This window comes from Novosphingobium sp. JCM 18896, from assembly GCF_025938095.1.
Classification (GTDB): domain Bacteria; phylum Pseudomonadota; class Alphaproteobacteria; order Sphingomonadales; family Sphingomonadaceae; genus Novosphingobium.
Map to the genome: position 1 here is coordinate 679,562 of NZ_JAPCZF010000002.1, position 24,407 is coordinate 703,968.

At 68.9% G+C, this 24,407-nt stretch carries 22 protein-coding genes; 9 read left to right on the forward strand and 13 right to left on the reverse strand.

The genetic code is table 11. From position 1 onward, the window contains the following. Positions 1-39 precede the first annotated feature (39 nt). Positions 40-1,506, forward strand: a complete 1,467-nt coding sequence (locus tag OLX23_RS09240) for a PQQ-dependent sugar dehydrogenase (RefSeq protein WP_264444594.1) — start codon at positions 40-42, stop codon at positions 1,504-1,506. 153 nt (positions 1,507-1,659) lie between these two features. On the opposite strand, the gene OLX23_RS09245 is transcribed toward OLX23_RS09240, so the two are convergent. Together OLX23_RS09245 and OLX23_RS09250 are read right to left on the reverse strand one after the other, a co-directional pair. Then, positions 1,660-2,490, reverse strand: a complete 831-nt coding sequence (locus OLX23_RS09245; RefSeq protein ID WP_264444595.1) for an ATP-binding protein — start codon at positions 2,488-2,490, stop codon at positions 1,660-1,662. Next, complete coding sequence (locus OLX23_RS09250) at positions 2,487-4,229, reverse strand: acyl-CoA dehydrogenase (RefSeq protein ID WP_264444596.1); 1,743 nt, start codon at positions 4,227-4,229, stop codon at positions 2,487-2,489. The genes OLX23_RS09245 and OLX23_RS09250 overlap by 4 nt, the downstream gene beginning before the upstream one ends. 67 nt (positions 4,230-4,296) lie before the next feature. Here OLX23_RS09250 and OLX23_RS09255 point away from each other — a divergent pair, with 67 nt between their 5' ends. After that, positions 4,297-5,247 (forward strand): L-threonylcarbamoyladenylate synthase, encoded by a 951-nt coding sequence (locus OLX23_RS09255; protein WP_264444598.1) that lies wholly within the window; start codon positions 4,297-4,299, stop codon positions 5,245-5,247. Here OLX23_RS09255 and OLX23_RS09260 read toward each other — a convergent pair. From OLX23_RS09260 to OLX23_RS09285, 6 genes are all read right to left on the reverse strand, one after another. Next, positions 5,244-5,657: a hypothetical protein gene (locus OLX23_RS09260; RefSeq protein ID WP_264444599.1), complete on the reverse strand. Its 414-nt coding sequence runs from the start codon at positions 5,655-5,657 to the stop codon at positions 5,244-5,246. The genes OLX23_RS09255 and OLX23_RS09260 overlap by 4 nt on opposite strands. 10 nt (positions 5,658-5,667) lie before the next feature. After that, on the reverse strand, positions 5,668-5,988 hold the full coding sequence (locus OLX23_RS09265; RefSeq protein WP_264444601.1) for a hypothetical protein: 321 nt from the start codon (positions 5,986-5,988) through the stop codon (positions 5,668-5,670). Positions 5,989-6,140: 152 nt separating this feature from the next. Continuing rightward, positions 6,141-6,671: a CarD family transcriptional regulator gene (locus OLX23_RS09270; RefSeq protein WP_264444603.1), complete on the reverse strand. Its 531-nt coding sequence runs from the start codon at positions 6,669-6,671 to the stop codon at positions 6,141-6,143. A 289-nt stretch (positions 6,672-6,960) separates the two neighbouring features. Then, on the reverse strand, positions 6,961-7,299 hold the full coding sequence (fdxA, locus tag OLX23_RS09275) for a ferredoxin FdxA (RefSeq protein WP_264444605.1): 339 nt from the start codon (positions 7,297-7,299) through the stop codon (positions 6,961-6,963). Then, on the reverse strand, positions 7,296-7,610 hold the full coding sequence (locus OLX23_RS09280; protein WP_264444606.1) for an RNA-binding S4 domain-containing protein: 315 nt from the start codon (positions 7,608-7,610) through the stop codon (positions 7,296-7,298). The genes fdxA and OLX23_RS09280 overlap by 4 nt, the downstream gene beginning before the upstream one ends. A gap of 4 nt (positions 7,611-7,614) precedes the next feature. Continuing rightward, the gene (locus OLX23_RS09285) at positions 7,615-10,134 is read right to left on the reverse strand and encodes a helicase-related protein (RefSeq protein ID WP_264444608.1); all 2,520 of its coding nucleotides are present in this window, start codon (positions 10,132-10,134) and stop codon (positions 7,615-7,617) included. A gap of 382 nt (positions 10,135-10,516) precedes the next feature. Here OLX23_RS09285 and OLX23_RS09290 point away from each other — a divergent pair, with 382 nt between their 5' ends. The 6 genes from OLX23_RS09290 (at position 10,517) to OLX23_RS09315 (ending at position 16,762) form a co-directional block, all read left to right on the forward strand. Further along, positions 10,517-12,082 carry a M23 family metallopeptidase gene (locus OLX23_RS09290; RefSeq protein ID WP_264444609.1) on the forward strand — a complete coding sequence of 522 codons (1,566 nt, stop codon included), beginning with the start codon at positions 10,517-10,519 and terminating at the stop codon, positions 12,080-12,082. A gap of 101 nt (positions 12,083-12,183) precedes the next feature. After that, the gene (hemB, locus tag OLX23_RS09295) at positions 12,184-13,179 is read left to right on the forward strand and encodes a porphobilinogen synthase (protein WP_264444611.1); all 996 of its coding nucleotides are present in this window, start codon (positions 12,184-12,186) and stop codon (positions 13,177-13,179) included. Further along, on the forward strand, positions 13,176-13,700 hold the full coding sequence (locus OLX23_RS09300) for a GNAT family N-acetyltransferase (protein WP_264444612.1): 525 nt from the start codon (positions 13,176-13,178) through the stop codon (positions 13,698-13,700). Before hemB ends, OLX23_RS09300 begins: the two co-directional genes overlap by 4 nt. Beyond that, on the forward strand, positions 13,697-15,928 hold the full coding sequence (locus OLX23_RS09305; protein WP_264444613.1) for a hypothetical protein: 2,232 nt from the start codon (positions 13,697-13,699) through the stop codon (positions 15,926-15,928). The genes OLX23_RS09300 and OLX23_RS09305 overlap by 4 nt, the downstream gene beginning before the upstream one ends. Beyond that, complete coding sequence (locus OLX23_RS09310) at positions 15,925-16,503, forward strand: gamma carbonic anhydrase family protein (protein WP_264444615.1); 579 nt, start codon at positions 15,925-15,927, stop codon at positions 16,501-16,503. Before OLX23_RS09305 ends, OLX23_RS09310 begins: the two co-directional genes overlap by 4 nt. After that, complete coding sequence (locus OLX23_RS09315; RefSeq protein ID WP_264444617.1) at positions 16,484-16,762, forward strand: DUF167 domain-containing protein; 279 nt, start codon at positions 16,484-16,486, stop codon at positions 16,760-16,762. The genes OLX23_RS09310 and OLX23_RS09315 overlap by 20 nt, the downstream gene beginning before the upstream one ends. Before the next feature lie 207 nt (positions 16,763-16,969). Here OLX23_RS09315 and OLX23_RS09320 read toward each other — a convergent pair whose 3' ends face one another. The 5 genes from OLX23_RS09320 to OLX23_RS09340 all read right to left on the reverse strand — a co-directional run bounded on the left by OLX23_RS09320 (position 16,970) and on the right by OLX23_RS09340 (position 23,286). Then, a complete protein-coding gene (locus tag OLX23_RS09320) occupies positions 16,970-17,515 on the reverse strand; it encodes a hypothetical protein (RefSeq protein ID WP_264444618.1) in 546 nt (181 codons plus the stop codon). 4 nt (positions 17,516-17,519) lie between these two features. After that, entirely contained in the window at positions 17,520-19,133 is a 1,614-nt protein-coding gene (locus OLX23_RS09325) for a cisplatin damage response ATP-dependent DNA ligase (protein ID WP_264444619.1), read from the reverse strand. 169 nt (positions 19,134-19,302) lie between these two features. Then, on the reverse strand, positions 19,303-20,307 hold the full coding sequence (locus OLX23_RS09330; RefSeq protein ID WP_264444620.1) for a ligase-associated DNA damage response exonuclease: 1,005 nt from the start codon (positions 20,305-20,307) through the stop codon (positions 19,303-19,305). Positions 20,308-20,561: 254 nt separating this feature from the next. Next, positions 20,562-22,958, reverse strand: a complete 2,397-nt coding sequence (gene clpA / locus OLX23_RS09335) for an ATP-dependent Clp protease ATP-binding subunit ClpA (protein ID WP_264444622.1) — start codon at positions 22,956-22,958, stop codon at positions 20,562-20,564. A gap of 124 nt (positions 22,959-23,082) precedes the next feature. Next, positions 23,083-23,286: a DUF1192 domain-containing protein gene (locus OLX23_RS09340; protein WP_264444623.1), complete on the reverse strand. Its 204-nt coding sequence runs from the start codon at positions 23,284-23,286 to the stop codon at positions 23,083-23,085. A gap of 89 nt (positions 23,287-23,375) precedes the next feature. Between OLX23_RS09340 and OLX23_RS09345 the strand changes: the two genes are divergently transcribed. Further along, complete coding sequence (locus OLX23_RS09345) at positions 23,376-24,380, forward strand: NAD(P)H-quinone oxidoreductase (RefSeq protein WP_264444624.1); 1,005 nt, start codon at positions 23,376-23,378, stop codon at positions 24,378-24,380. Positions 24,381-24,407 lie beyond the last annotated feature (27 nt).

Below are 24,407 nucleotides of genomic sequence, written 5' to 3' on the forward strand. Positions count from 1 at the left end.
CGCTCGCAACCTAACCGCGCGGGCTCTATTTCTTCCCGCATGAACCCTCGTCTGCGCAAGCCGCTCATCACGCTCGGCGTGATCCTCGTCCTTCTCCTGGGCTTCTTCCTCTGGGTGCGTCACGGCAATCCGTCCGATCGCCCGAGCGACGCGACCACGGGCAAGGATCCGCTGCTGGTCGAGGCCGACGTCGAGCGCATTCCCAGCGTCGGCCTTGCCGAGACGATCGGCTGGAAGGCCAACGAGGCGCCGAAGCCGGCGCAGGGCCTCGCCGTCGCACGCTTCGCCGAAGGGCTCGATCATCCGCGCACCCTGCTGGCGCTGCCCAACGGCGACGTGCTCGTCGCCGAGACCAACAGCCCGCCGCGCGAGGGCGGGGGGATCACCGGCTGGTTCATGAAGCTGTTCATGGGCCGGGTCGGCGCGGGGGCGCCGTCGCCGAACAATATCGTCCTGCTGCGCGACGCCGACGGCGACGGCAAGGCCGAGCAGCGCTCGGTGTTCCGCGAGAAAGACCTCGATTCGCCCTCGGGCATGGCCTGGCGCGACGGCAAGTTCTACGTCGCCAACCACAATGCCGTGCTGGCCTTCGACTTCACGCCCGGCGCCACCACCCTGGCCGGGGCGCCGAAGAAGCTGATGGACCTGCCTGGTGGCGGCAACCACTGGATGCGCAACCTGCTGCTCAGCGAGGACGGCAAGAAGCTCTACGTCGCCGTGGGCTCGGCCTCGAACATCGGCGAGAACGGCATGGCCGCCGAGACCGGCCGCGCGGCGATCTGGGAGATCGACCTCGCCAGCGGCAGCCGCCGCCAGTACGCGGCCGGCCTGCGCAATCCCAACGGCCTCGCCTGGAACCCCTCGACCGGCGAGCTCTGGACCACGGTCAACGAGCGCGACCAGCTCGGCCCCGATCTCGTGCCCGACTATCTGACCAACGTCCCCGTCGGCGCGCAGTACGGCTGGCCCTGGGTCTACTGGAAGGATGTGATCGACTGGCGCGTCAAGGAGCCGATGCCCGACTACCTGACCGAATATACGCGCAAGCCCGAATTCGCGCTGGGCGCGCATACCGCCTCGCTCGGGCTGCTGTTCTCGACCGGCGGCAACGTCATGGGCCCGGCCTATGCCAACGGCGCCTTCATCGCGCGCCACGGCTCGTGGAACCGCAAGCCTTTCGCCGGCTACGATGTGGTCTTCGTCAAGTTCGACGCCAACGGCAACCCGCTGGGCAAGCCGCTGCCCGTGCTGACCGACTTCCTCGCCGGTGACGGCAAGACCCACGGTCGCCCGGTCTGGCTGGCCTGGGACAAGCCCGGCGGGCTGCTCGTCAGCGACGACACCGCGGGCGTGATCTGGCGCGTCGTGGCGCCGGGCGCGACTCCGTCGATCGCGCCCAAGCCGGTGGTGACCGCGCCGATGCCCGTGCAGAAGGGACTCAGCGATCCCGAGGCGCAGTTCGAGGCCAAGCTCGGCGAGGCGCAGAACTCGATGGAGCAGAAGTAGGGGCTGACCCGATCCTCCCCTGTAGGGGGAGGGGGACCGCCAGCGAAGCTGGTGGTGGAGGGGTGTAACCCTCTCGGAGACGGGGACACCCCTCCGTCAGCCCCTACGGGCCTGCCACCTCCCCTTGCAGGGGAGGAACTTCCCACTCTGCCGCTAGATCGCCGTCCCCGCGCGTCCGGCCAGTTCGGTGACGTAGTGCCAGGCGACGCGGCCCGAGCGCTGGCCGCGGCGGCGCGACCATTCGAGTGCGTCGGCGGCCTCGAACGAGAGCCCGAAATGCGCGGCATAGCCGGCGATGATCGCCAGGTAGTCGTCCTGGTTGCAATTGTGGAAGCCCACCGACAGGCCGAAGCGATCGGCCAGCGCCAGCCGATCGTCGACCGCATCGCGCGGATTGAGCGGGTCGTCCTGCTCGCTGGCGTGGCGCGGCACGATCGCGCGGCGGTTTGACGTCACCGCCAGGCGGACGTTGCCCGGACGTGCCTCGACCCCACCTTCGAGCCATGAGCGCAGCAGGCGCGGGCCGCCGCCGTCGCCGTCCTCGAAGCCGAGATCGTCGATATAGACGAGGAAGCGCCGGTCGATCTTGCCGAGACCGGTGAACAGTCCGGCGATCGCCGCCATCGCGTCCTGCGCGACCTGGACAAGCGCGATGCCGCCCGGATGGGCCGCCTGCGCGGCGACCACGCTCGCGCGGATCAGCGCCGACTTGCCCATGCCGCGCGAGCCCCACAGCAGCATGTCGTGCGCGGCATGGCCCGCGGCGAGCCGCGCGACGTTGGCGGTGACCGTCTCCTTCTGCGCGTCGATGCCCTGGAGCAGGGGCAGCGCCGGCGCGTGGATCGCCTCGACCGCGCGCGCACCCTGGCGGTCCCAGACATAGGCGGGGTAGGCGAGCCAGTCGGTCGCGGGCGGTGCCGGGGGAGCCAGACGTTCGAGGGCATCGGCAATACGGGCGAGCGGTTCGCCCTGATCGAGAGTCATGCAGTCAGGCTTTCGCTATCGAGTTCGTAGAGCAGCGCCGCGCCGGCCGTGGCGGCGGCCTGGAGGCCGAGCGCTTCGGGAACCACGCGCGAGAGGAAATAGCGGGCGATCACGGGCTTGCTCCGTGCGATCCGGCCGGGCGCGCCTTCTGTCTCGGCCGCGCGGCTCTGGCGCAGCAGTTGCCAGCCGGCGACCGCGACCGCGCACATCGTCTGGAACGGCACCGAACCCGCGAGCCTGTCGTCGAGGCTGGCGCTGCCGGTCATCCATTCGCCCACTGCTGCGCAGGCCTTGGCCAGTTCGGCCAGCGTCGTGACGTCACCCGCATCGCCGGCGATCTCGGCCATCAGCGCGGCCAGCACGCCGCCGTTCTCCAGGCCGAGCTTGCGCGTGACGAGGTCGGCCGCCTGGATACCGTTGGTGCCTTCGTAGATCGGCGTGATGCGCGCGTCGCGATAGTGCTGCGCGGCGCCGGTCTCTTCGATGAAGCCCATGCCGCCGTGGACCTGGACGCCGATCGAGGCGACCTCGCAGCCGACGTCGGTGCCCCAAGACTTGATCAGCGGCACCAGCAGTTCGGCGCGCATCTGCGCGGCCGTGTCGCCCAGAGTGCCGCGATCGACCTGGCCGGCGGTGTAATAGAGCAGCGCGCGCGACGCTTCGGTCAGCGCGCGCATGCGCAGGACCATGCGCCGCACGTCGGGATGCTCGATGATCGCCACGGGGCTCTTGTCGGGCGAGCCGGCGCGCGCCGACTGCACGCGCTCGCGCGCATAGGCCATGGCGCGCTGGGTTGCGGCCTCGGCCACCTGCACGCCCTGGCTGCCGACGTTGATCCGCGCCGAGTTCATCATCGTGAACATCGCGCGCAGGCCGCCGTTCTCGGCGCCGACGATCTCGCCCAGGCACTCGTCGTTGTCGCCATAGGACATGACGCAGGTCGGCGAGGCGTGGATGCCCATCTTGTGCTCGAGGCTGACGACCTTGAGATCGTTGCGCGGCCCCGGCGTGCCGTCTTCTTTCGGCAGGTACTTGGGGACGAGGAACAGCGAGATGCCGCGCGATCCCGCGGGCGCGCCGGGCAGGCGCGCGAGAACCAGGTGGACGATGTTGCCGGCCAGCTCGTGCTCGCCGAAGGTGATGAAGATCTTGGTGCCCTTGATCTTGTACTTGCCCGCGTGCGGTCCGTCGGCGATCGGCGTCGCGGTGGTGCGCAAGGCGCCGACGTCGCTGCCGGCCTGCGGTTCGGTCAGGTTCATCGTGCCCGACCATTCGCCGCTGATCAGCTTGGGCAGGTAGAGCGCCTTCTGGTCGGCGCTGCCGTGATGGTCGATCGCCTCGATCGCGCCGACGGTCAGCATCGGCAGCAGGGTGAAGGCGAAATTGGCCGCGCCCAGCGTTTCCAAGGTACAGCAGGCGAGCGCATAGGGCAGGCCCTGGCCGCCGAAGGCCTCGGGTGCCGAGACCGCGCCCCAACCGGCTGCGACGAAGCCCTGGTAGGCCTCGGCATAGCCCGCGGGCAGGCGCACGACACCGTTCTCGAGCCTGGCACCCTCGAGATCGCCGATCCGGCTCAGCGGCGCCCATTCGCCCTGGGCGAACTGGCCGATGCCCTCGGCGATCGCCTCGACCATGTCGGCGCTGGCGGCGGCGAAGCGGTCGTGCGCCGCGAGCTCGTCGATGCCGGCGTTGACCTTGAGCGCGAAGATCTGGTCGGGGGTGGGGGGCGTGAAATCCATTTCGACGGTTCCTCGGCCTGATGCCTTTTTCTTGGCTTTAGGGGGCCAAGGCCTATAGCGGCGAGCCATGACGGGCAACAGCCAAGCCTCGATCCATCCGGCCGACGCCGCGGGGATCGCCAGCGCCGCCGCGGCGCTGCGCGCCGGCGGACTCGTCGCGCTGCCGACAGAGACCGTCTATGGCCTCGCCGCGCGCGCCGACAGCGATGATGCGGTCGCGGCAATCTATCGCGCCAAGGGGCGGCCCGATTTCAATCCGCTGATCGTCCACGTCGAGGATTTGGAGCAGGCCGGGCGCCTGGCCGTGCTCGACGTGCGCGCCGAGGCGCTGGCCGAAGCCTTCTGGCCGGGACCGCTGACTCTGGTCCTGCCGCGCCGCGCCGAGGCGCCACTGGCTGCGGCGGTGACCGCGGGCCTGCCGACCGTGGCGCTGCGCTGTCCCGCACATCCGGTCATGCGCGCGGTGCTGGCCGCGGCGGGGCTACCGCTGGCGGCGCCTTCGGCCAACCGCAGCGGTGCGGTGAGCCCGACGCTTGCCGCGCACGTCGCCGCCTCGCTCGCGGGCAAGCTCGATCTGGTGCTCGATGGCGGCGCCTGCGAAGCGGGCATCGAATCGACGATCGTCGCCCTGCGCGCCGATGGCGGCTGGCAGGTGCTGCGTCCGGGCCCGATCACCGCGGCGCAGATCGCGGTGCTGCTCGGCGGTCAAAGTGACGTCACGATGTCGGCAGCCGGCATCGAAGCGCCGGGCCAGCTCGCCAGCCACTATGCGCCGGGCAAGCCGGTGCGGCTGGGGGCGGAGGCGGCGCAGGCCGACGAGTTCCATATCGGCTTCGGCGCGGTGGCGGGTGACGTCACGCTGTCGGCCAGCGGCGATCTCGCCGAGGCGGCGGCGCGGCTCTATGTGGTGCTGCACGAAGCTGCCGCGGCGGCTGCACCGCGGATCGCGGTGGCGCCGATTCCCGAAGACGGCATCGGCCTGGCCATCAACGACCGCCTGCGCCGCGCGGCGGCTTAGTTCGCCAAGGCCTTGCGCGCGGTTTCGGCCGCTTCGGCGGCGGCTGCGGCCGCGGATCCGGCACTCGCTCCGGTACCAGCGCTGCTACCGGCCCCGGCAGCGCGGCGTGGGGCAGGATCGGGTGCGTCGGGATCGTCGTGACCGCCGTCGACGAACAGGTCGGGCGGCACCTCGGGCGCCATCGGCAGCATCGGTGGTGCGAAAGAGGTGGCGGGGGCCTTGGCCCGTTCGGCGGCGATCATGGCTTCCTCGGCCTGGAGGCGCGCGTCGGCGAGTTGCTGCTTGAGCAGGTCGTTCTCGTCCTCGAGCTCGGCGATCTTCGCTTCGAGGTCCTGACGCGAGGTCTTGCTGCCGCAGGCCGACAGCGTCAGCAGCAGCGCGACGGCGGCGGCTTGCGTCAGGCGGCGCATGGGGCTGACCTCAGGGCCAGTTGCTGCGCAGGTTCTGGATTTCCGCATAGTCGAGGCGCGCCTGTTCGCAGGCTTCGCGATCGCCGTCCATGCAGTCGCGGTTGTGGCGATCGTAGCTGCGCTGGAGCTTGCCGAGCCGCTCTTCCTGCTTGCGCATGTTGCGGCCGCGCTTCTCGTCCGCCTCGGACTGGCTGGTGGTCATCATGTCGACGCCCTTGCCGGCGATGCGCACCGGTGCGGTGACGATGCTCGCGGCGGTGCTGGCGATGCAGCCCGACAGGAGCAGCGAAGCGGCGAGGGCGGCCAGCGCAAGGCGAGGGGAACGAGGCATGGCGCGGGTCATAGGCGTTCAGGCCTTACCGTCCCATGAATTTGCGGCCAGTGGAGGCCCTTATGAAGCGGATCACCGATAACGAAGAAGGGCCGCTCCTTGCGGAACGGCCCCCTCGGTGATCCCGAAAGATCGCAATCGGACGCTCTGCCTCAGGCGGGAGCGGCCTCGTAGTACTTGGGTGCGTGCTCGTTGAGGATCGCGAGGATCTTCTTGAGCGCGGCCGGCTCGTCGGTCTTCTCCATCGCGGCCAGCTCACGCGCGAGGCGCGACGAGGCGGCTTCGAAGATCTGACGCTCCGAATAGGACTGCTCGGGCTGGTCGTCGGCGCGGAATAGGTCGCGCGTGACCTCGGCGATCGAGACGAGATCGCCCGAGTTGATCTTGGCTTCGTATTCCTGGGCGCGGCGCGACCACATCGTGCGCTTGACCTTGGGCTTGCCCTTGAGCGTGTCGAGCGCCTCGCGCAGCGTCTTGTCCGAGGACAGCTTGCGCATGCCGATGGCTTCGACCTTGTTGACCGGAACGCGCAGAGTCATCCGTTCTTTTTCGAAGCGAAGCACATAGAGCTCGAGCTGCATACCGGCGATTTCCTGCTTTTGCAGTTCGATCACCCGGCCCACACCGTGCTTCGGGTAAACAACGTAATCACCAACGTCGAAGGCGTCAGCCTTGGCTGCCATGTATAGTCCTTTCGCCTGCAGGGCGCCTGGAACGGCGTGTGGATCGGAGACAGCAAAAGCCGGCGAATCACTTCGCGCGGTCCGATGAGCCCATCAACCGATCTGTTTGCGACCCTGCCTTTCGTGATTCCAGCTGCCATCTGCGGGCAGAAAGCCCCGGCAGTCGGGAGCCTATATAGCACCTCTGTAACAAAATTGCCAGAGGCGAGAATCCTCATGGATTCCCGCCTCGTGGTTTCATAGCGGAACGGGGACCGGCGCGGGCCGAGGCCGCGTGGTCAGGCGACGATCAGTCGCCTTCGCCGGGCTCGGGCGAGAACAGGTTTTCGAACTTGTTCTCGACGCCCTTGAACTCGTCGGCGTCGGGCGGCGTGTCCTTCTTCGAGGTCAGGTTGGGCCATTCCGCCGAATACTTGGCGTTGAGCTCCATCCACTGCTCGAGACCGCTCTCGGTGTCGGGCAGGATCGCCTCGGCCGGGCACTCGGGCTCGCAGACGCCGCAGTCGATGCATTCGCTCGGGTTGATGACGAGCATGTTCTCGCCCTCATAGAAGCAGTCGACCGGGCAAACTTCCACGCAATCCATATACTTGCAGCGGATGCACTGGTCGGTGACGACATAGGTCATGGCTGCAGGTCCTCTGTGGCAGCGTCGGAACGATTCGGCGCTGCTAAGGGGAAATCGCTAGGCTCGTCAAGCACGCGGTAGCAGCTCTGCGCCTCGGGCGCGGGGCCGCGGCGCGTCGGCAACACCAGCAATTCGATAACGCGAACGCGCGGGCCGAGCGGCAGGGTCAGCACGTCGCCGGGCGCGACCTTCTGGTGCGCACGATCGACGCGGCGGCTGTTGAGGCGGATATGGCCCTCTTCGGCCAGGGACTGGGCAAGCGTGCGCGTCTTGGCGAGGCGGAGGTACCAGAGCAGCTTGTCGATGCGCACGGCGTTACCGGACCAGCTCGGCGAGCGCCGCGAAGGCGCCCTCGGGCCGCAGCCGTGCACGGATCTCGGGCTCGGCCTGGCGACGCGGCGGCCGCCAGCGCCAGGTCAGCGGCGCGGGCGCGCCATGCGCACCGTCGCGCAGCGCCCGCGGCATCAGCGGCTGGAAGCCCGCGAGCCGCAGCAGCTGCGCATAGCTGGCGGTGGTCAGCCCCATCGACACGGCCTTGGCCGGATCGAGCGCGAAAGGCCGGCGGCCGGCGGCGATCCGCGCGGCATGGGCGTCGCGCAGCAGCTTCTCGGCCATGTCGAGCCGCAGCCACTGCTGGCCCAGCGCGCGATAGCCGGGCGGTTTCGCGCGGCCCGATGCGGTCAGGGTCGGCGGCATCGCGGGATCGGGGGCGACGCCCTTGCGTTCGGCGAGCTCGCGCCAGGCGGCCAGCGCCGCGGGTCGCAGCATGGCCGGCAGGAACAGGTCGAGCGCGCCGACTCTCACGCCGAGCCGCGCGAGCATCGTGCGCTGGCCCTTGTCGAGCCGATCGAGCCCCGATTCGTCGCGCGTCATCAGGCCGCCGGCCTCGACCAGCCGGATCAGCAGCGCGCGCAGCTCGGGCCCGGCCTCGCGATCGGTGGTCGCGGCTTCGAGCTTGCGCAGGGGATCGAGCGGCGCCAGCGCCGCGGTCAACCAGGTGTCGATCGCGGCCAGCAGGCTCTTGCGCGCGGGCGCGGGCAGGGCGTCCAGCGCGGGATCGGGCACGATCTGCGGTGCCAACAGGCTGCGCCCGCGCGTCAGCCGGGCGAGGATCTGGCCGTCCCAGGCGATCGCGCCGGCTGCGAGGGTCAAGGCTGCGGAGCCGTCCCCCAAGGCGCCGGCCAGCCCGGTGGCGCGCTCGGCGAGCAGGGTCGGGACATGGCGCTCGGCCGCGGCCAGCAGCAACTTGCGATCGCTGTGGCGCGTCGCGGGATCGACCACGAAGCGGAAGCCGTTGAGTGCGCCGATCGCCTCGCCGTCGACGAGCACTTGCTCGCCCGCGAGTTCGACCGGCAACAGCGCTGCGTCAGGGCCGAGCTTCTTCATCAGCACGGCGGTGCGGCGGTTGACGAAGCGTTCGGTCAGCCGCGCGTGGAGTGCGTCGGACAGCCGCGCCTCGACCGCGCGGGCGCGCGCCGCCATCTCGTCCTTGGCCACGACCCAGTCGGGCCGCTGGGCGATATAGGCCCAGGACCGGATCGAGGCGACGCGGTGCTGCAGGGTGTCGATGTCGCCCGACACGTTGTCGAGCGCGGCGATCGCGCTGGCGACGTAATCGCCGCCCAGCGCGCCGCGACGCAGGTCTTCCCAGATCCGCGCGACGAAGCGGCTGTGCGTCTCGACCCCCTGGTGGCGGAAGTCGGGCAGGCGGCAGGCGTCCCAGAAGCGACGCACCGCGGCCTTCGAGCGCAGGGTGTCGGCGACCGCCGGATCGTCGGCCAGCCGCTTGAGCACGGCGAGATCGATCGCCTCGGGCGCGGCGACGAGTTCGGGCGACCGCGGTGGTGCCTCGAGATCGGCGATCAGCCGGTCGACACTGTCGAAGCGCGGCTCGGGCTCGCGCCAGAACAGGCGGGTCAGCGGCGGGAAGCGGTGCTCCTCGATCGCATAGACCTCCTCGTCGGTGAACATGGCATCGTGGCTGCCCGTCCCGGCAAGCGTGCCGAAGGTGCCGTCGCGCTGGTGGCGGCCGGCGCGGCCGGCGATCTGCGCCATTTCGGCCGTAGTCAGCCGCCGCTGGCGCTGACCGTCGAACTTGGAGAGCCCGGCGAAGGCGACATGGGTGACGTCAAGGTTCAGCCCCATGCCGATCGCATCGGTGGCGACGAGGTAGTCGACCTCGCCCGACTGGTAGAGCGCGACCTGGGCGTTGCGCGTCTGCGGGCTCAGCGCACCCATGACCACGGCGGCGCCGCCGCGGAAGCGGCGCAGCATCTCGGCGATGGCATAGACCTGCTCGGACGAGAAGGCGACGATCGCGCTGCGCGGCGGAATGCGGCTGAGCTTGAGCGCGCCGGTGTGGCTCAGGGTCGAGAAGCGCGGGCGGGTGATCACCTCGGCCTCGGGCACCAGCGCCTTGACCATCGGCTCGAGGATCGACGAGCCGAGCAGCATCGTCTCCTCGCGGCCGCGCATGTTGAGCAAGCGATCGGTGAAGACGTGGCCGCGCTCGCGATCGGCGGCGAGCTGCGCCTCGTCGAGCGCCATGAAGGCCAGGTCGCGCTCGATGGGCATGGCTTCTGCCGTGCACAGCAGCCAGCGCGCGTCCTTGGGCTCGATCCGCTCCTCGCCGGTGATCAGCGCGACCCTGTTCTCGCCCTTGATCGCGCAGACCCGGTCGTAAACTTCGCGCGCGAGCAGGCGCAGCGGGAAACCGATGGCGCCGCTCGAATGGGCGCAGAGGCGCTCGATCGCGAGGTGGGTCTTGCCGGTGTTGGTCGGGCCCAGCACCGCCTTGACCCGGGAATCTGCCTGTGTGGGCGGATAGGTGGCCATGTCGAAAATCAATGTGGCATCGGCACTTGGCACCCGCAAGCCGTGGGCCATGATCCGGCCCGCCTCTGCGCCAAAATCCACAGGTTTCGTTGCGAGGGAATTTTAAGCAACGCAAGCTTGTCGAGAACCGCCCAGCGCTCCCCGCCCCGTCATCCCGGGCTTGACCCGGGATCCCGCTTAATTGCGCAGCGGTGGAAAAAGGCATCGGGGCCCCGGGTCAAGCCCGGGGTGACGGAGTTCATATGCGACAGCCTTGCGTTTCAGACACAGGACTTGCCTTGTGCATAGCCGGATGCAGGCCGAATTTAGCCGAAGATTAACCTTGATCGTGCAGGGGGGAGCGATCGCCGGTCCCGATGGACCGCGCGCGGGGATTCGCCGCTTGTACAGGCCACACGACGAACTCGACGGTATCGCTGCCGGCCCGCGGGCCGAGCCGGCTCCGCCGGTGCGCGTGCTGCCCGCGTCGCCTCCGACTTGGCGCGAGCGGTTCGAGCGGCGTTTCCACGCGCTCGACCTCGTCCACGACCTAGCTGAGGAGATCGGCACCCGCCGCTGGTATCGTGGCATGGGCACGATGCTCGCGCTCGGCGCCTGCGCGCTCGCCTTCTGGCCCGATTTCTCGGCGGTCGAAGCCGCCACCACGAGCCATCCCGACGACGCCGTGCGCCGCGAACTGCGCAGCCAGGCAATCGCGCCGCTCGCGCTGGGGGCGAACAGCGGTCGGCCGATGCGCGCCGACGCGCGGGTGATCCCGCTCGCTGCGGTACCCGAGCGCGCGAGCCTGCAGATGGTCGCGACGCTGGGCGAGGGCGATAGCCTCGGCCAGATGCTCCAGCGCGCCGGTGTCGGCCTGGTCGACGCGGCCCAAGCCTCGCAGATGGTCGCCGCGGTCATGCCGCTGAGCGACGTCAAGGCGGGCACCCAATTCGCCATCACGCTCGGCAGCCGCGTGGCGCCGGGCGAACCGCGCGCGCTCGACAAGCTCACCTTCCGCGCGCGCTTCGATCTCGATCTCGCGATCGCGCGCCAGAACGGCAGTCTCGGCATCGCGCGCCAGCCGGTGGCGGTCGACGCGACGCCGCTGCGCGTGCGCGGCACGGTCGGCGCCAGCCTGTTCCGCTCGGCCCGCGCCGCGGGTGCGCCGATGAAGGCGATCGAACAATATCTCCAGACCCTGGCCGCGCACGTCAGCCTCGACGGCGGGGTCACGCCCAACGACCAGTTCGACATGATCGTCGCCTACAAGCGCTCGGCCAATGGCGAGAACCAGGTCGGCGATCTCGTCTATGCGGGGCTCGAGCGCGACGGCAAGCCGGTCGCCGAACTCGTGCGCTGGAAGGACGGCCAGTTCGTCGATGCCGTCAACAGCGGGGCCATGGGGACGGGGGGCCTGATGGCGGCGCCGGCGCAGGTGATGAGCGGGGGCATGATCATGCCGGTCAACGGCCGCATGACGTCACCCTATGGCGCGCGGCGTCACCCGATCCTCGGCTATGTCCGCATGCATGCGGGGGTCGATTTCGGCGCGGCCTGGGGTTCGCCGATCTTCGCCACGGGCGACGGCGTGGTCTCCTTCGCGGGCCGTCATGGCGGCCATGGCAACTACGTGCGCATCGAACACGGCGGCGGGCTCGGCTCGGGCTACGGCCACATGAGCCGGATCGCCGTCTCGGCCGGTGCGCGCGTCTCGGCCGGGCAGGTGATCGGCTATGTCGGCTCGACCGGGCTCTCGACCGGGCCGCATCTCCACTACGAGGTCTATCAGCAGGGCCGCACGGTCAATCCGCTGTCGGTCAGCGTCAACTTCAAGACGGTAGGGGGTGCCCCTGCCGGCATGGAAAAGGGCCAGCTCGACGCGCTCAAGGGCAAGATCGCCCAGCTCAAGGGCGTCGCCCCGGGCGCGGCGCTGCAGAAGCTGTCGCCGAAATATGCGGGCGTGAAGTGACGCTCTAGATCCTCCCCGTTCCGGGGAGGATGCCGTTTCACGCACCGGCCGTTGCGCAAAATCGTTCACATTTGCCGGCGTGATGCACTAGACACCCGGCCATGACCGCGAACTATCCCGCCCTGCGCCTCCGTCGCACGCGCGCCACGGCCTGGAGCCGGGCGATGCACCGCGAGACCTACCTGTCTCCGTCCGATCTGATCTGGCCTTTGTTCGTCACCGACGGCTCCGGCGTCGAGGAGCCGGTCGGCTCGCTGCCCGGGGTCTCGCGCTGGTCGCTCGACGGCATCGCCGCGCGCGCCAAGGAAGCGGTGTCGCTCGGCATTCCCTGCCTGGCGCTGTTTCCCAACACCCAGCCTGGCCGGCGCAGCGAGGACGGGCGCGAGGCGCTCAATCCCGACAACCTGATGTGCCGCGCGATCCGCACGGTCCGCGATGCGGTGGGCGACGGCATCGGCCTGCTGACCGACGTCGCGCTCGATCCCTATACCAGCCACGGCCAGGACGGGCTGATCGACCAGGCCGGCTACGTGCTCAACGACGCCACGGTCGAAGTGCTCGTCGGCCAGTCGCTGAACCAGGCCGCGGCCGGCGCCGACATCATCGCGCCTTCGGACATGATGGACGGCCGCATCGGCGTGATCCGCGCCGCGCTCGAGGAGGCCGGCCACCACAACATGCAGATCATGGCCTATGCCGCGAAGTATGCCTCGGCCTTCTATGGCCCGTTCCGCGATGCCGTGGGCTCGGGCGGGCTGCTCAAGGGCAACAAGATGACCTACCAGATGGACCCGGCCAACGGCGAGGAAGCGCTGCGCGAAGTCGCGCTCGACCTGGCCGAGGGCGCGGACTCGGTCATGGTCAAGCCGGGCCTGCCCTATCTCGACATCGCGCGCCGGGTGAAGGAGCGCTTCGAGGTGCCGGTCTTCGCCTATCAGGTCAGCGGCGAATACGCGATGATCGAGGCGGCGGTGACGGTCGGCTCGGGCGATCGCGATGCGCTGGTGCTCGAGACCCTGACCGCGTTCAAGCGCGCGGGCTGCTCGGGCGTGCTGACCTACCACGCCGCCCACGCGGCGCGGCTGCTGGGCGCGTGATCGAGACTGATCGGCTTCTGGTCCGGCGCTGGCGCGACAGTGATCGCGCGCCGTTCTGGGCGATGGCGCAGGATCCCGAGGTCATGCGTTTCCTCCTGCCGATCGCGAGCCGCGCCGAAAGTGACAGCGTGGTCGATCGGCTGATCACGGCACAGGCCAACCACGGCCATTGCTTCTGGGCGGTCGAGCGCAAGCAGGACGGCCGCTTTCTCGGCTTTTGCGGCCTGATGGCGCCGCGCGCGCCTTTGCGCGAGACCGAGATCGGCTGGCGGCTGGCGCGCGATGCCTGGGGGCAGGGTTATGCGCGCGAGGCGGCCGAGGCCTGCCTGGACTGGGCCTGGCGCGAATTGCGTGCGAAGACGGTGGTGGCGATCACGGTATCGGCCAACGAGAGGAGCTGGGGGCTTATGGAACGGCTGGGCATGACGCGCGATCCCGATGCGGACTTCGATCATCCCGCGGTGCCCGACGGTGATCCGCTGAAGCGGCACATGCTCTATCGGATCGCCCGCCCGCAATGAGCGCGGAACAGCCGGCGCCGGTCAACCGCGCGCTTTTCGTCGCGACGATCCTCACGGGCAGCTTCCTGCTGTTCCTGGTCCAGCCGATGGTCGCGCGGATGGCGCTGCCGCGGCTCGGCGGTGCGCCCAACGTCTGGAACAGCGCGATGCTGGTCTACCAGGCGCTGCTGCTTGCGGGCTATGCCTATGCCCACAAGCTCGGGCAGATGCCGATCCGGCGCGCGGCCAGGCTGCACCTGATCCTGCTGGTGGTCGCGGCGGTCACCTTGCCCGTCGCGCTGGTGGCATTGCCCGCGCCCGCGCCCGGCTGGGAAGTGCTGTGGGTGCCCGCGCTGTTCGCGGTGACGATCGGGCCGGTGTTCTTCCTCGTCTCGGCCCAGGCGCCGCTGATGCAGCGCTGGTTCTCGCTGAACCCCCGCGCGGGCGAGCCCTGGGCGCTCTACGCTGCCTCGAACGTCGGCTCTTTCGTCGGGCTGATCGCCTATCCGCTGCTCGCCGAACCGCTGCTGTCGATCCGCGCGCAGAGCCTGGGCTGGAGCCTGGGCTATGCCGGGCTGATCGTGCTCGTCGCGCTGTCGGCGCGGGCGCGCTGGCGCAGTACGCCCGCGGCATCCGTCGTCGATGCCCCGGTGGAGGATCAGGCCGAGGCGATCGGCTGGAAGCGGATTCTCCTGTGGCTGGGGCTCTCGGCCGTGCCCTCGGGGCTGATGCTGTCGACCACGACGCACCTGACGACCGACGTCTTCGCCATGCCGCTGCTCTGGGTGATCCCGCTCGGGCTCTACCTGCTGAGCTTCGTCGTCGCCTTTTCCGACCGACGCGGGCTCGCCGGCACGATCACCCTGGCGGCGCCCGCGGTCATGCTGCTCGCGGGCGGCACGGCGATGATCTCGCGCAGCTCGGGCACGATGATGCTGGCGATGGGCTCGGTCGCGCTGCTCTTCGTCGTCGCGGTCGTGCTCCACGCGCGGATGTACGAGCTGCGCCCGCCGGCCTCCAAGCTGACCTTGTTCTACCTCGTCATGTCGGCGGGCGGCGCGCTCGGCGGCGTGTTCACCGCGCTGATCGCACCCGTGGTGTTCGACTGGGTCTGGGAGCATCCGCTGCTGGTCATCGCCGCGGCATTACTGATGCCGCTGCGTCCGCTCGAGGACCTGCGCAATCTGCCGGGCATCGAGCCGGGCATGGCGCGGCTCGCGTCCTACGTGCTGTTCGCGGTCGCGGCCTTCCTCTGCTGGCTGCAGGCCGGCTATTCGGCGATGCCCGATCCGCCGGTCACGCGGCTCTACTTCACCACCGGCATCGTCCTGATCGGCCTCGTGCTGGTGCCCTGGCGGCCGCTGTTCACCGGCGTGCTCGTCCTGCTGATGCTGGGGCAGGGCGGGTTCGAGACGGTCCACGGATCGGGCCAGGGCATGCGCACGCGCAGCTATTTCGGTATCTACACCGTGCGCAACTACGACGCGCTCAAGCTGCGCTCGCTCGCGCACGGGACGACGCTGCACGGCCAGCAATCGACCGACAAGGCGCTCGAATGCGCGCCGATGACCTATTACGGACCCGGTTCGGGCGTGGGCATCGTCATGGGCCAGGCGCAGCAGCTCTATGGCCAAGGCGCGCGGATCGGCGTGGTCGGGCTCGGCACGGGCACGCTCGCCGGCTATTACCAGCCGGGCGAGCACTGGCGCTTCTACGAGATCGATCCGGCGGTGCTGCGCCTGTCGCAGAACGGCACCTTCACCTACCTGTCGCACTGCGCGCACAACCCCGAGGTCGCGATCGGCGATGCGCGGCTCGAGCTGGCCAAGGCCCAGCCGGGTTCGTTCGACGTGCTGGCGATCGACGCCTTCTCGTCCGACGCGATTCCGCTGCACCTGCTGACCGACGAGGCCGTGGGCGTCTATCTGCGCGCGCTCTCGCCCAAGGGCGTGCTGCTGATCCACATCTCGAACCGCTATATCGGGCTCCAGCCCGTGCTCGCGGCGATCGCCAAGCATCGCGGGCTTACCGCCAAGGTGCGCTCGGACAATCCGCAGGACCGCACCGTGCTGACGCCCTCGGCCTGGGTGCTGCTGACGCGCGATCCCGCGCAGCTCCAGACTTTGTCACAGTTGCGACCCGATGCGCCGTGGACCAGGCTGGAGAAACCTGGGGCGCAGGTCTGGACCGACGACTACGCCTCGATCCTTCCCTACATCCGCTGGGACAACATGTTGAGACAACCATGACCGACCTGAGCAAGCGCATCGACATCAGCCTGATCGCGATCAACGGCAAGGCGCCGCGCATCCATTCGAGCGCCTTCATCGCCCCGGGCTGCCGCATCATCGGCGATGTCGAGATCGGACCCGACGCCTCGGTCTGGTACAATTGCGTGATCCGCGCCGACGTGAATCGCGTGGTCATCGGCGCGCGCACCAACATCCAGGACGGCACCGTGGTCCACTGCGACAGCCCCAAGCCCAAGCGCCCGCACGGCTTCCCGACGATCATCGGCGACGACGTGCTGATCGGCCACCTCGCCATGGTCCACGGCTGCACGCTCGAGGACCGCGCCTTCGTCGGGCTCGGTGCGATCGTCATGGACGGCTGCACGATCCATTCGGACGGCATGCTCGCCGCGGGCGCGCAGCTGACCCAGGGCAAGGTCATCGAATCGCGCCAGCTGTGGGTCGGCCGCCCCGCCAAATATGTCCGCGACCTCACCGACGAGGCGCTGGCCGACATGCAGATGGGCGTGAAGGGCTATGTGATCAACGGCAAGATCCACGGCGCGGCGCTCGATGGCGCGGCCGAAGGCTGACGCACCGGCGGCCGAGGCGATCCGTGCGCTGGTCGACGCCGAGGGCCGGCTGGCGCTGCGCGTGACCCCCGGCGCCCGGACCGAGGCGCTCGAGATCGCCGAAGGGCGCCTGCTCGCGAAAGTTCGCGCCAAGCCCGAGGACGGCAAGGCCACGGCGGCGTTGCTGGCGCTGGTGGCTTCGGCCCTGGACATCGCACCCTCGCGGGTCACCTTGTTGCGCGGCGCAACTTCGCGCGAGAAGTTGCTGCGGGTGGCGTGAGGCGGGGGCGACGGGCCTCCCACCTTTGCTCTCCCGCCACATACCAGCACCTAACTCTTTCCGTCATCCCCGCGAAGGCGGGGGTCCATCACCCGAGTTCTCCGATCGAAGTGCGGTGCGGGGTGAGAGCGCCGGAGATGGATTCCCGCCTTCGCGGGGATGACGAGGTTTTTTGGTGAGATCGCGTTTGCAATCCGAGCGCCGCGCTCAATAGTCCCAGTCGAGCCCCGCCACGGCGAACTCGAAGCGCGGCGTGCCCGCGCCGAGCATGGCCTTGCGGATCGTCACGCGTTGCGCGCGCATCAGTGCGGCGATGAACGGCTTGGGTTCCTTGACGAAGACCGTGCGGGTGCCGCTCTGCAGGAAGCCTTCGAGCCGCAGCTCGCGCTCGGGCCCGTCGTCGAAGCGGACGGTGCCCGTGCAGCCCGCATAGGACGGACACATCAACTGCCCCGAGCTGACTCTCAGCGTCGCTTCGGGGCCCTTGGCGGTCTGCCCGACGACGATCTCCATCGTCGTCTCGGCATCGTAGGGCGGCTTCTGGCTTATGCGGTTGCTGCTGAGCAGGGTGGCGAAATGATCCTCGTTGCCATCGGCACCCTTTTCGGTGCTGTAGGTCCAGGCGCCGGCGGGGCCGCGCGCCGCGTTGAAGGCGAAGGCCGCGACGATCGCCACGCAAGCCACCACGCCGGGCAGGATCAGCCGGCGCAGGCGTGAGCGCGGTGGGGTTGACGGCGAGGGCGGCGTTTTCATCGGCTCAATCTTTGATCAGGGCGCGCAAGGTGTCGATCCGGTCGGCCTCGTGCGCGGGCTTGTCCATACGGATGCGGCTGATCCTTGGGAAGCGCATGGCGAGGCCCGACTTGTGGCGCTTGCTGGCATGGACCGAATCGAAGGCGACCTCGAAGACCAGGCTCTTGTCGGTCTCGCGCACCGGGCCGAAGGTCTTGACCGTGTGCTGACGGACGTAGCGGTCGAGCCATTTGAGCTCCTCGTCGGTGAAGCCGAAATAGGCCTTGCCGACCGGGAGCAATTCCGCGCCCTTATCGGGATCGCCGTCCCAGCAGCCGAAGGTGTAATCCGAATAGAACGAGCTACGCTTGCCGGAGCCGCGCTGGGCATACATCAGCACGCAATCGATCAGCAGCGGATCGCGCTTCCACTTGTACCAGAGCCCGGTGCGGCGCCCGGCGACATAGGGGCTGTCGCGGCGCTTGAGCATGACCCCTTCGATCGCCTCGTCGCGCGCGCGTTCGCGGATCGTCGCGAGCTCGTCGAGCGTCGCGGCCTCGATCACCTCGCTCACGTCGAAGCGCGCCGGATCGAGCCGTGGGACGAAGGCCTCGAGCCGCGCGCGGCGCTGCTCCCAGCTCAATTCGCGCAGGTCCTCGCCCTCGACGATCAGCGCGTCGTAAAGCCGGACGAAGGCAGGGTAGTCCTCCAGCATCTTCTTCGAGACGGTCTTGCGCCCGAGCCTTTGCTGAAGCGCGTTGAAGCTCGCCGCGCCGGCCTGTTCGGCGCGTTCGCCGCCCTGGTGCGAACCGCGCACGAGCAGTTCGCCGTCGAGCACCGCGGGAATGTCGAGCGCGCTAGCGATCTCGGGGAAAGTGGCCGAAATGTCGTCGCCCGAGCGCGAATAGACGCGGGTCTCGCCGCCAGAATCATTGGCGACATGGACGAGCTGGACGCGGATGCCGTCCCATTTCCACTCGGCCGCATAGTCGGCCATGTCGACCACGGTCTCGTCGAGCGGATGCGCGAGCATGAAGGGCCGGAACAGCGGCAGGTCCTCGCCCGAGGGCGGCTCGGCGCCGCGCGCCGCCCAGTCGAACAGCGGCAGGTAGGGCGCGGTCTGGCCGTGCCAGTATTCCTCGACATCGTCGACCGAGACGTCGAAGGCCTGGGCGAAGGCGGTCTTGGCGAGCCGCGCCGAAATGCCGATGCGCATGGCCCCGGTCGCCAGCTTGAGCAGGGCATAGCGGCCGTTCGCGTCGAGCCGGTCGAGCAGGGCCGGCAGCTCGCGCGTGACCGTGGCGCGGGTCATGCTCGCGAGGATGTCGACGGCCTCGGACACGCTGGGTGGGGAGGGCGGCTCGGCCGGTTCGGGCCAGAGCAGGCTCGCGGTCTCGGCGGTATCGCCGACATAGTCGCGCGACAGAGCGTAGAGCACGGGATCGACGCGCTCCATCAGCAGGTTGCGGATCACCGCCGACTTGACCGCCGGGAAGTCGAGCCCGTCGGTCAGCGCGGCGAGCGCCCAGCCGCGGTCGGGATCGGGGGTCTTGCGCAGGTAATCGGCGAGGAGCCGCAGCTTGGCGTTGCGCGACGAGGTGTAGACGAGCGCGTCGAGGAGTTGGGCGAAGTCTTCCATTCATCCTCCCCGATACGGGGAGGGGGACCGCCCGAGCAGCGGGTGGTGGAGGGGGCTCTCCGCCTGGAGCCGCGTAGCGAGGTCGCGCCTGAACGAGGGCCCCCTCCACCACGCCGCCTGCGGCGTCGCGGTCCCCCTCCCCGTGCCGGGGAGGATGAAGCTCACCCCCTCAATCATCCTCGTCCTCATACCCCACCAGCGCCAGCGCGCGGGCCTTGCGCTGGTGGAGCTCGCACCAGCGCAGCAGGGCTTCCTCGCGGCCGTGGGTGATCCAGGTCTCGGTCGGGTTCACCTCTTCGATCGTGCGCGTCAGCTCGTCCCAGTCGGCGTGGTCGGAGATCACCAGCGGCAGCTCGACATTGCGCTGCCGCGCGCGCTGGCGGACGCGCATCCAGCCCGAGGCCATGGCCGTTATCGGATCGGGCAGCTGCCGGCTCCAGCGGTCGTTGAGTGCCGAGGGTGGGCATACGACGATCTGGCCCATCAGCGCCGCCTTGGGCAGACCCGCAACGGGCTGGAGATCGCCGAGGTCGACGCCGTGCTCCTGGTAGAGCCGGCACATCCGCTCCATCGCGCCGTGGAGGTAGATCGGCGCGCGATAGCCGGCGAGCCGCAGCTCGGCGATCAGCCTTTGCGCCTTGCCCAGGGCATAGGCGCCGACCAGCACGCAGCGATCGGCATTGGCCTGGCGCGCGGCGAGCAGCTTGGCGATCTCCTCGGCGATCGGCGGGTGGCGGAACACGGGCAGGCCGAAGGTCGCCTCGGTGATCAGCACGTCGCAGGCCACGGGTTCGAACGGCGGGCAGGTCGGATCGGCGCGGCGCTTGAAATCGCCGGTGACGACGACGCGCTCGCCGGCATGTTCGAGCAGGATCTGCGCCGAGCCGAGCACGTGGCCCGCGGGGAGCCAGGTCGCGGTGACCTTTCCCGCGAGTTCGATCGTCTCGCCATAGGCAGCGGGCACGGCGTGTTGGGTCTCGACGCCGTACCGCAGACTCATGATGTCGAGCGTGGCGGGGGTCGCGAAGGTCCGCCCATGTCCACCGCGCGCGTGGTCGGCATGGCCGTGGGTGACGAGCGCGCGCGCGACCGGCCGCGCCGGGTCGATCCAGCAATCGGCGGGCGGGATGTAGATCCCGTGCGATTCGGGACGAATCCAGGTGGCGGCGGGCATCTAGGCAAGATGGTTGGGCAGGGCGGTTTGTTCCAGTGGCTCGTTGACAGCCATACCCATCAAATTCCCGTCATCCCCGCGAAGGCGGGGATCCATCACCGGGGCTCTCGTCCTGCACGGCGGTTCGATCGGAGAGCTCGGGAGATGGGCCCCCGCCTTCGCGGGGGTGACGGGGTGTGTTTGTGTGAGCTCGGCGCTCCAACGAAAACGGCCGCCCCTTTCGGGACGGCCGCTTCGGTGTCTGGGGCTATGCCTTATTCGCCGTCGGTGCTCGGCTCCGAGGACGAAGCCTTCTTCGCCGCCGGCTTGCGACCGGCGCGCGCGGTGGGGTTGGCCACCTTAGCCGGCGCCTTCTTCTTGACCAGCTTCGGCGGTGCCGGGGTCAGTTCGAAGCTCAGCGCGTCGTCCTTGACCGAGACGTGGACCTCGCCGCCGTGGGCGAGCTTACCGAACAGCAGTTCCTCGGCGAGCGGCTGCTTGACCTTGTCCTGGATCAGGCGGGCCATCGGACGCGCGCCGTAGAGCTTGTCGTAGCCGCGCTCGCCCAGCCAGGCGCGCGCGTCGCCGTCGAACTGGATGTGGACGTTCTGTTCGGCCAGCTGCAGTTCGAGCTGGAGGATGAACTTGTCCACGACCCGGCTGATGACCTCGGTCGGCAGATAGGAGAAGGGCACGATCGCATCGAGGCGGTTGCGGAATTCGGGGGTGAACATCCGCTTCACCGCTTCGTCGCCGGCGTCTTCCTTCGAGACGTCGCCGAAGCCGATGCCCTGCTTGGCCATGTCCGAGGCGCCCGCATTGGTCGTCATGATCAGCACGACGTTGCGGAAGTCGACGGTCTTGCCGTGGTGGTCGGTCAGGCGACCGTTGTCCATCACCTGGAGCAGGATGTTGTAGAGGTCCGGGTGCGCCTTCTCAATCTCGTCGAGCAGCAGGACCGAATGCGGCTGCTGGTCGACCGCGTCGGTCAGGAGGCCGCCCTGGTCGAAGCCGACATAACCCGGAGGCGCGCCGATCAGGCGGCTGACCGAATGGCGCTCCATATATTCGGACATGTCGAAGCGCTGCATCGGAATGCCCATGATCGCGGCGAGCTGCTTGGCCACCTCGGTCTTGCCGACGCCGGTCGGGCCCGAGAACAGGAACGAGCCGATCGGCTTGTCGGGATCGCGCAGGCCCGCGCGGCTCAGCTTCATCGCGATCGAGAGCTTCTCGACCGCCTTGTCCTGGCCGAAGACCACGCGCTTCAGGTCACGCTCGAGATGTTCGAGCACCTTCTTGTCGTCGCTCGACACCGACTTGGGCGGGATGCGCGCCATCGTCGCGATCACGGCCTCGATCTCGCGCGCGGTGATCGTCTTCTTGCGCTTGTTCGGCGGCACCAGCATCTGCATCGCGCCGACCTCGTCGATCACGTCGATCGCCTTGTCGGGCAGCTTGCGGTCGTTGATGTAGCGCGCCGACAGCTCGACCGCGGTCTTGATCGCGTCGGGCGTGTACTTGACCTTGTGGTGGTCCTCGAAGGCCGTGCGCAGACCCTTGAGGATCTTGATCGTGTCCTCGATCGTCGGTTCGTTCACGTCGATCTTCTGGAACCGGCGCAGCAGCGCGCGGTCCTTCTCGAAGTGGTTGCGGAACTCCTTGTAGGTGGTCGAGCCGATGCAGCGGATCGTGCCGCTGGACAGCGCCGGCTTGAGCAGGTTCGACGCGTCCATCGCGCCGCCGCTGGTTGCGCCGGCGCCGATCACCGTGTGGATCTCATCGATGAACAGCACGGCCTCGGGCATCTTCTCGAGTTCGGAGACCACCTGCTTGAGGCGTTCCTCGAAGTCGCCGCGATAGCGCGTGCCCGCCAGCAGCGAGCCCATGTCGAGCGAATAGATCACCGCGTCGGTCAGCACCTCGGGCACTTCGCCCTCGACGATCTTGCGCGCCAGGCCCTCGGCGATGGCGGTCTTGCCGACGCCGGGATCGCCGACATAGAGCGGGTTGTTCTTCGAGCGGCGGCAGAGGATCTGGATCGTGCGGTCGACCTCGGGGCCGCGGCCGATCAGCGGGTCGATCTTGCCGGTCAGCGCCTTCTCGTTGAGGTTGACGCAGAACTGGTCGAGCGCCGAATCCTTCTTGGTGGCCTTTGCCTCGTTCTTTTCCTCGGCCTGCGGGGTCTCGCTCTCGCTGTTGCCCTTGGGCGTGCGATCCTCGATGCGGCGGCCGCCCTTGCCGATGCCGTGGCTGATGAAGCTCACCGCGTCGAGCCGGCTCATGTCCTGCTGCTGGAGAAAGTAGACCGCGTAGCTGTCACGCTCGGAGAACAGCGCGACGAGCACGTTGGCGCCGGTCACCGTGTCCTTGCCCGAGGACTGGACGTGGAGGATGGCGCGCTGGATCACGCGCTGGAAGCCCGCGGTGGGGGCGGGGTCGCCCTTGTCCTGCGTCTTCAGCGACTGGTATTCCTGGTCGAGGTACTGCCGCACCACGTCGCCGAGATCGCCGAGATCGACGCCGCAGGCTTCCATGACCTGCGCCGCATCGGGATCGTCGATCAGCGCGAGGAGCAGATGCTCGAGCGTCGCATATTCGTGGCTGCGCTCGGAGGCCTGGGCCAACGCCGAATGCAGCGTCTTTTCGAGGTTCTGGGCGAAACTGGGCATTATCGGTCTTTCGCTGAGGAGAGAGAGTCTCCGATGGGTCGGAAACATGAAGATAGATGGTTAACGAATCCCATATGGGAAGCATCAGGGCCATTGCGAAGGCCACGCGAAAGAGCGGGCCGCGTCATGGTACCTTGGGCTTGAAGAAGGCGTCGGCGGCAAGCCGGTGCGCGGCGGCGCGGTCCTTGTGGGCGGTGACGCGGGCGATCTCCGCCTCGAGCAATTCGACGCGTAAGTCGAGCTCCTCCTGCGAATAGCTGTCGAGGCTCTCGCCGGCGAGTCGGCTGGCGGAGTCTCCGCGTGGCCGTGGTCGATCGTCGTCGTCCATTACCATCGAAACATCGGACGCTCTTGGCTTGCTGTCAACCGGCACCATGGCTTAGGAATGCCAAAGGAATTCCGCTGGAAAGGGGCTCGATGCCGGCAAGCGTTCCGCAGACCATGATCGCGATAGGTTTCGACGCGCCCGGCGGACCCGAAGTGCTTCGGCCGCAAAGCCTGCCCGTGCCCACGCCAGGGCCCGGCGAAGTCCTGATCAAGGTGGCCTTTGCGGGGGTCAATCGGCCCGACGTGGTCCAGCGCCTGGGCAATTACCCGGCGCCGCCCGGCGCCTCGCCGATTCCCGGGCTCGAGATTTCGGGGCAGGTCGCCGCGCTGGGCGAGGGGGTGGTCGAACTGATCCCCGGCCAGCAGGTCTGCGCGCTGGTCGCCGGCGGCGGCTATGCCGAATATTGCCTGGCGCGTGCCGACCACTGCCTCGCCGTGCCCGAGGCGCTGTCGATGGCCGAGGCGGCGGCGCTGCCCGAGACTCTGTTCACCGTCTGGCACAACGTGTTCGAGCGCGGCTGGGCGATGGAGGGCGAAACGATCCTCGTCCACGGCGGCACTTCCGGCATCGGCACGATGGCAATCCTGCTCGGCAAGCTGTTCGACCTGACCGTGATCGTCACCTGCGGCGGGCCCGAGAAATGTGCGCAGGCGATGGCGATCGGCGCGGCCCATGCGATCGACTACAAGGCCCAGGACTTCGTCGAGGAAGTGCGGCGGATCACCGATGGCCGCGGCGTCCAGCTCGTGCTCGACATGGTCGCGGGCGACTATGTGGCGCGCAATCTCAAGTGCCTGGCCGAAGACGGCCGTCACGTCACGATCGCGGTGCAGGGCGGGGTGAAGGCCGAGGTCAACATGGCCGTGGTCATGAGCCGGCGCTACACCCTGACCGGCTCGACCCTCCGCCCGCGCTCGGCCGAGTTCAAGGCGCTGCTCGCGCAGGAGATCGTGCGCAACGTCTGGCCCTTCGTCGAACTCGGCCAGCTCCGCCCGGTGATGGACCGGACCTTCCCCCTGGCCGATGCCGCCGCCGCGCACGCGCATATGGAGGCGGGCGCGCATGTCGGGAAGATCGTGCTGGAGGTGGGGTGATTCACCGCCGCTGCCGGGTGAGCGGAG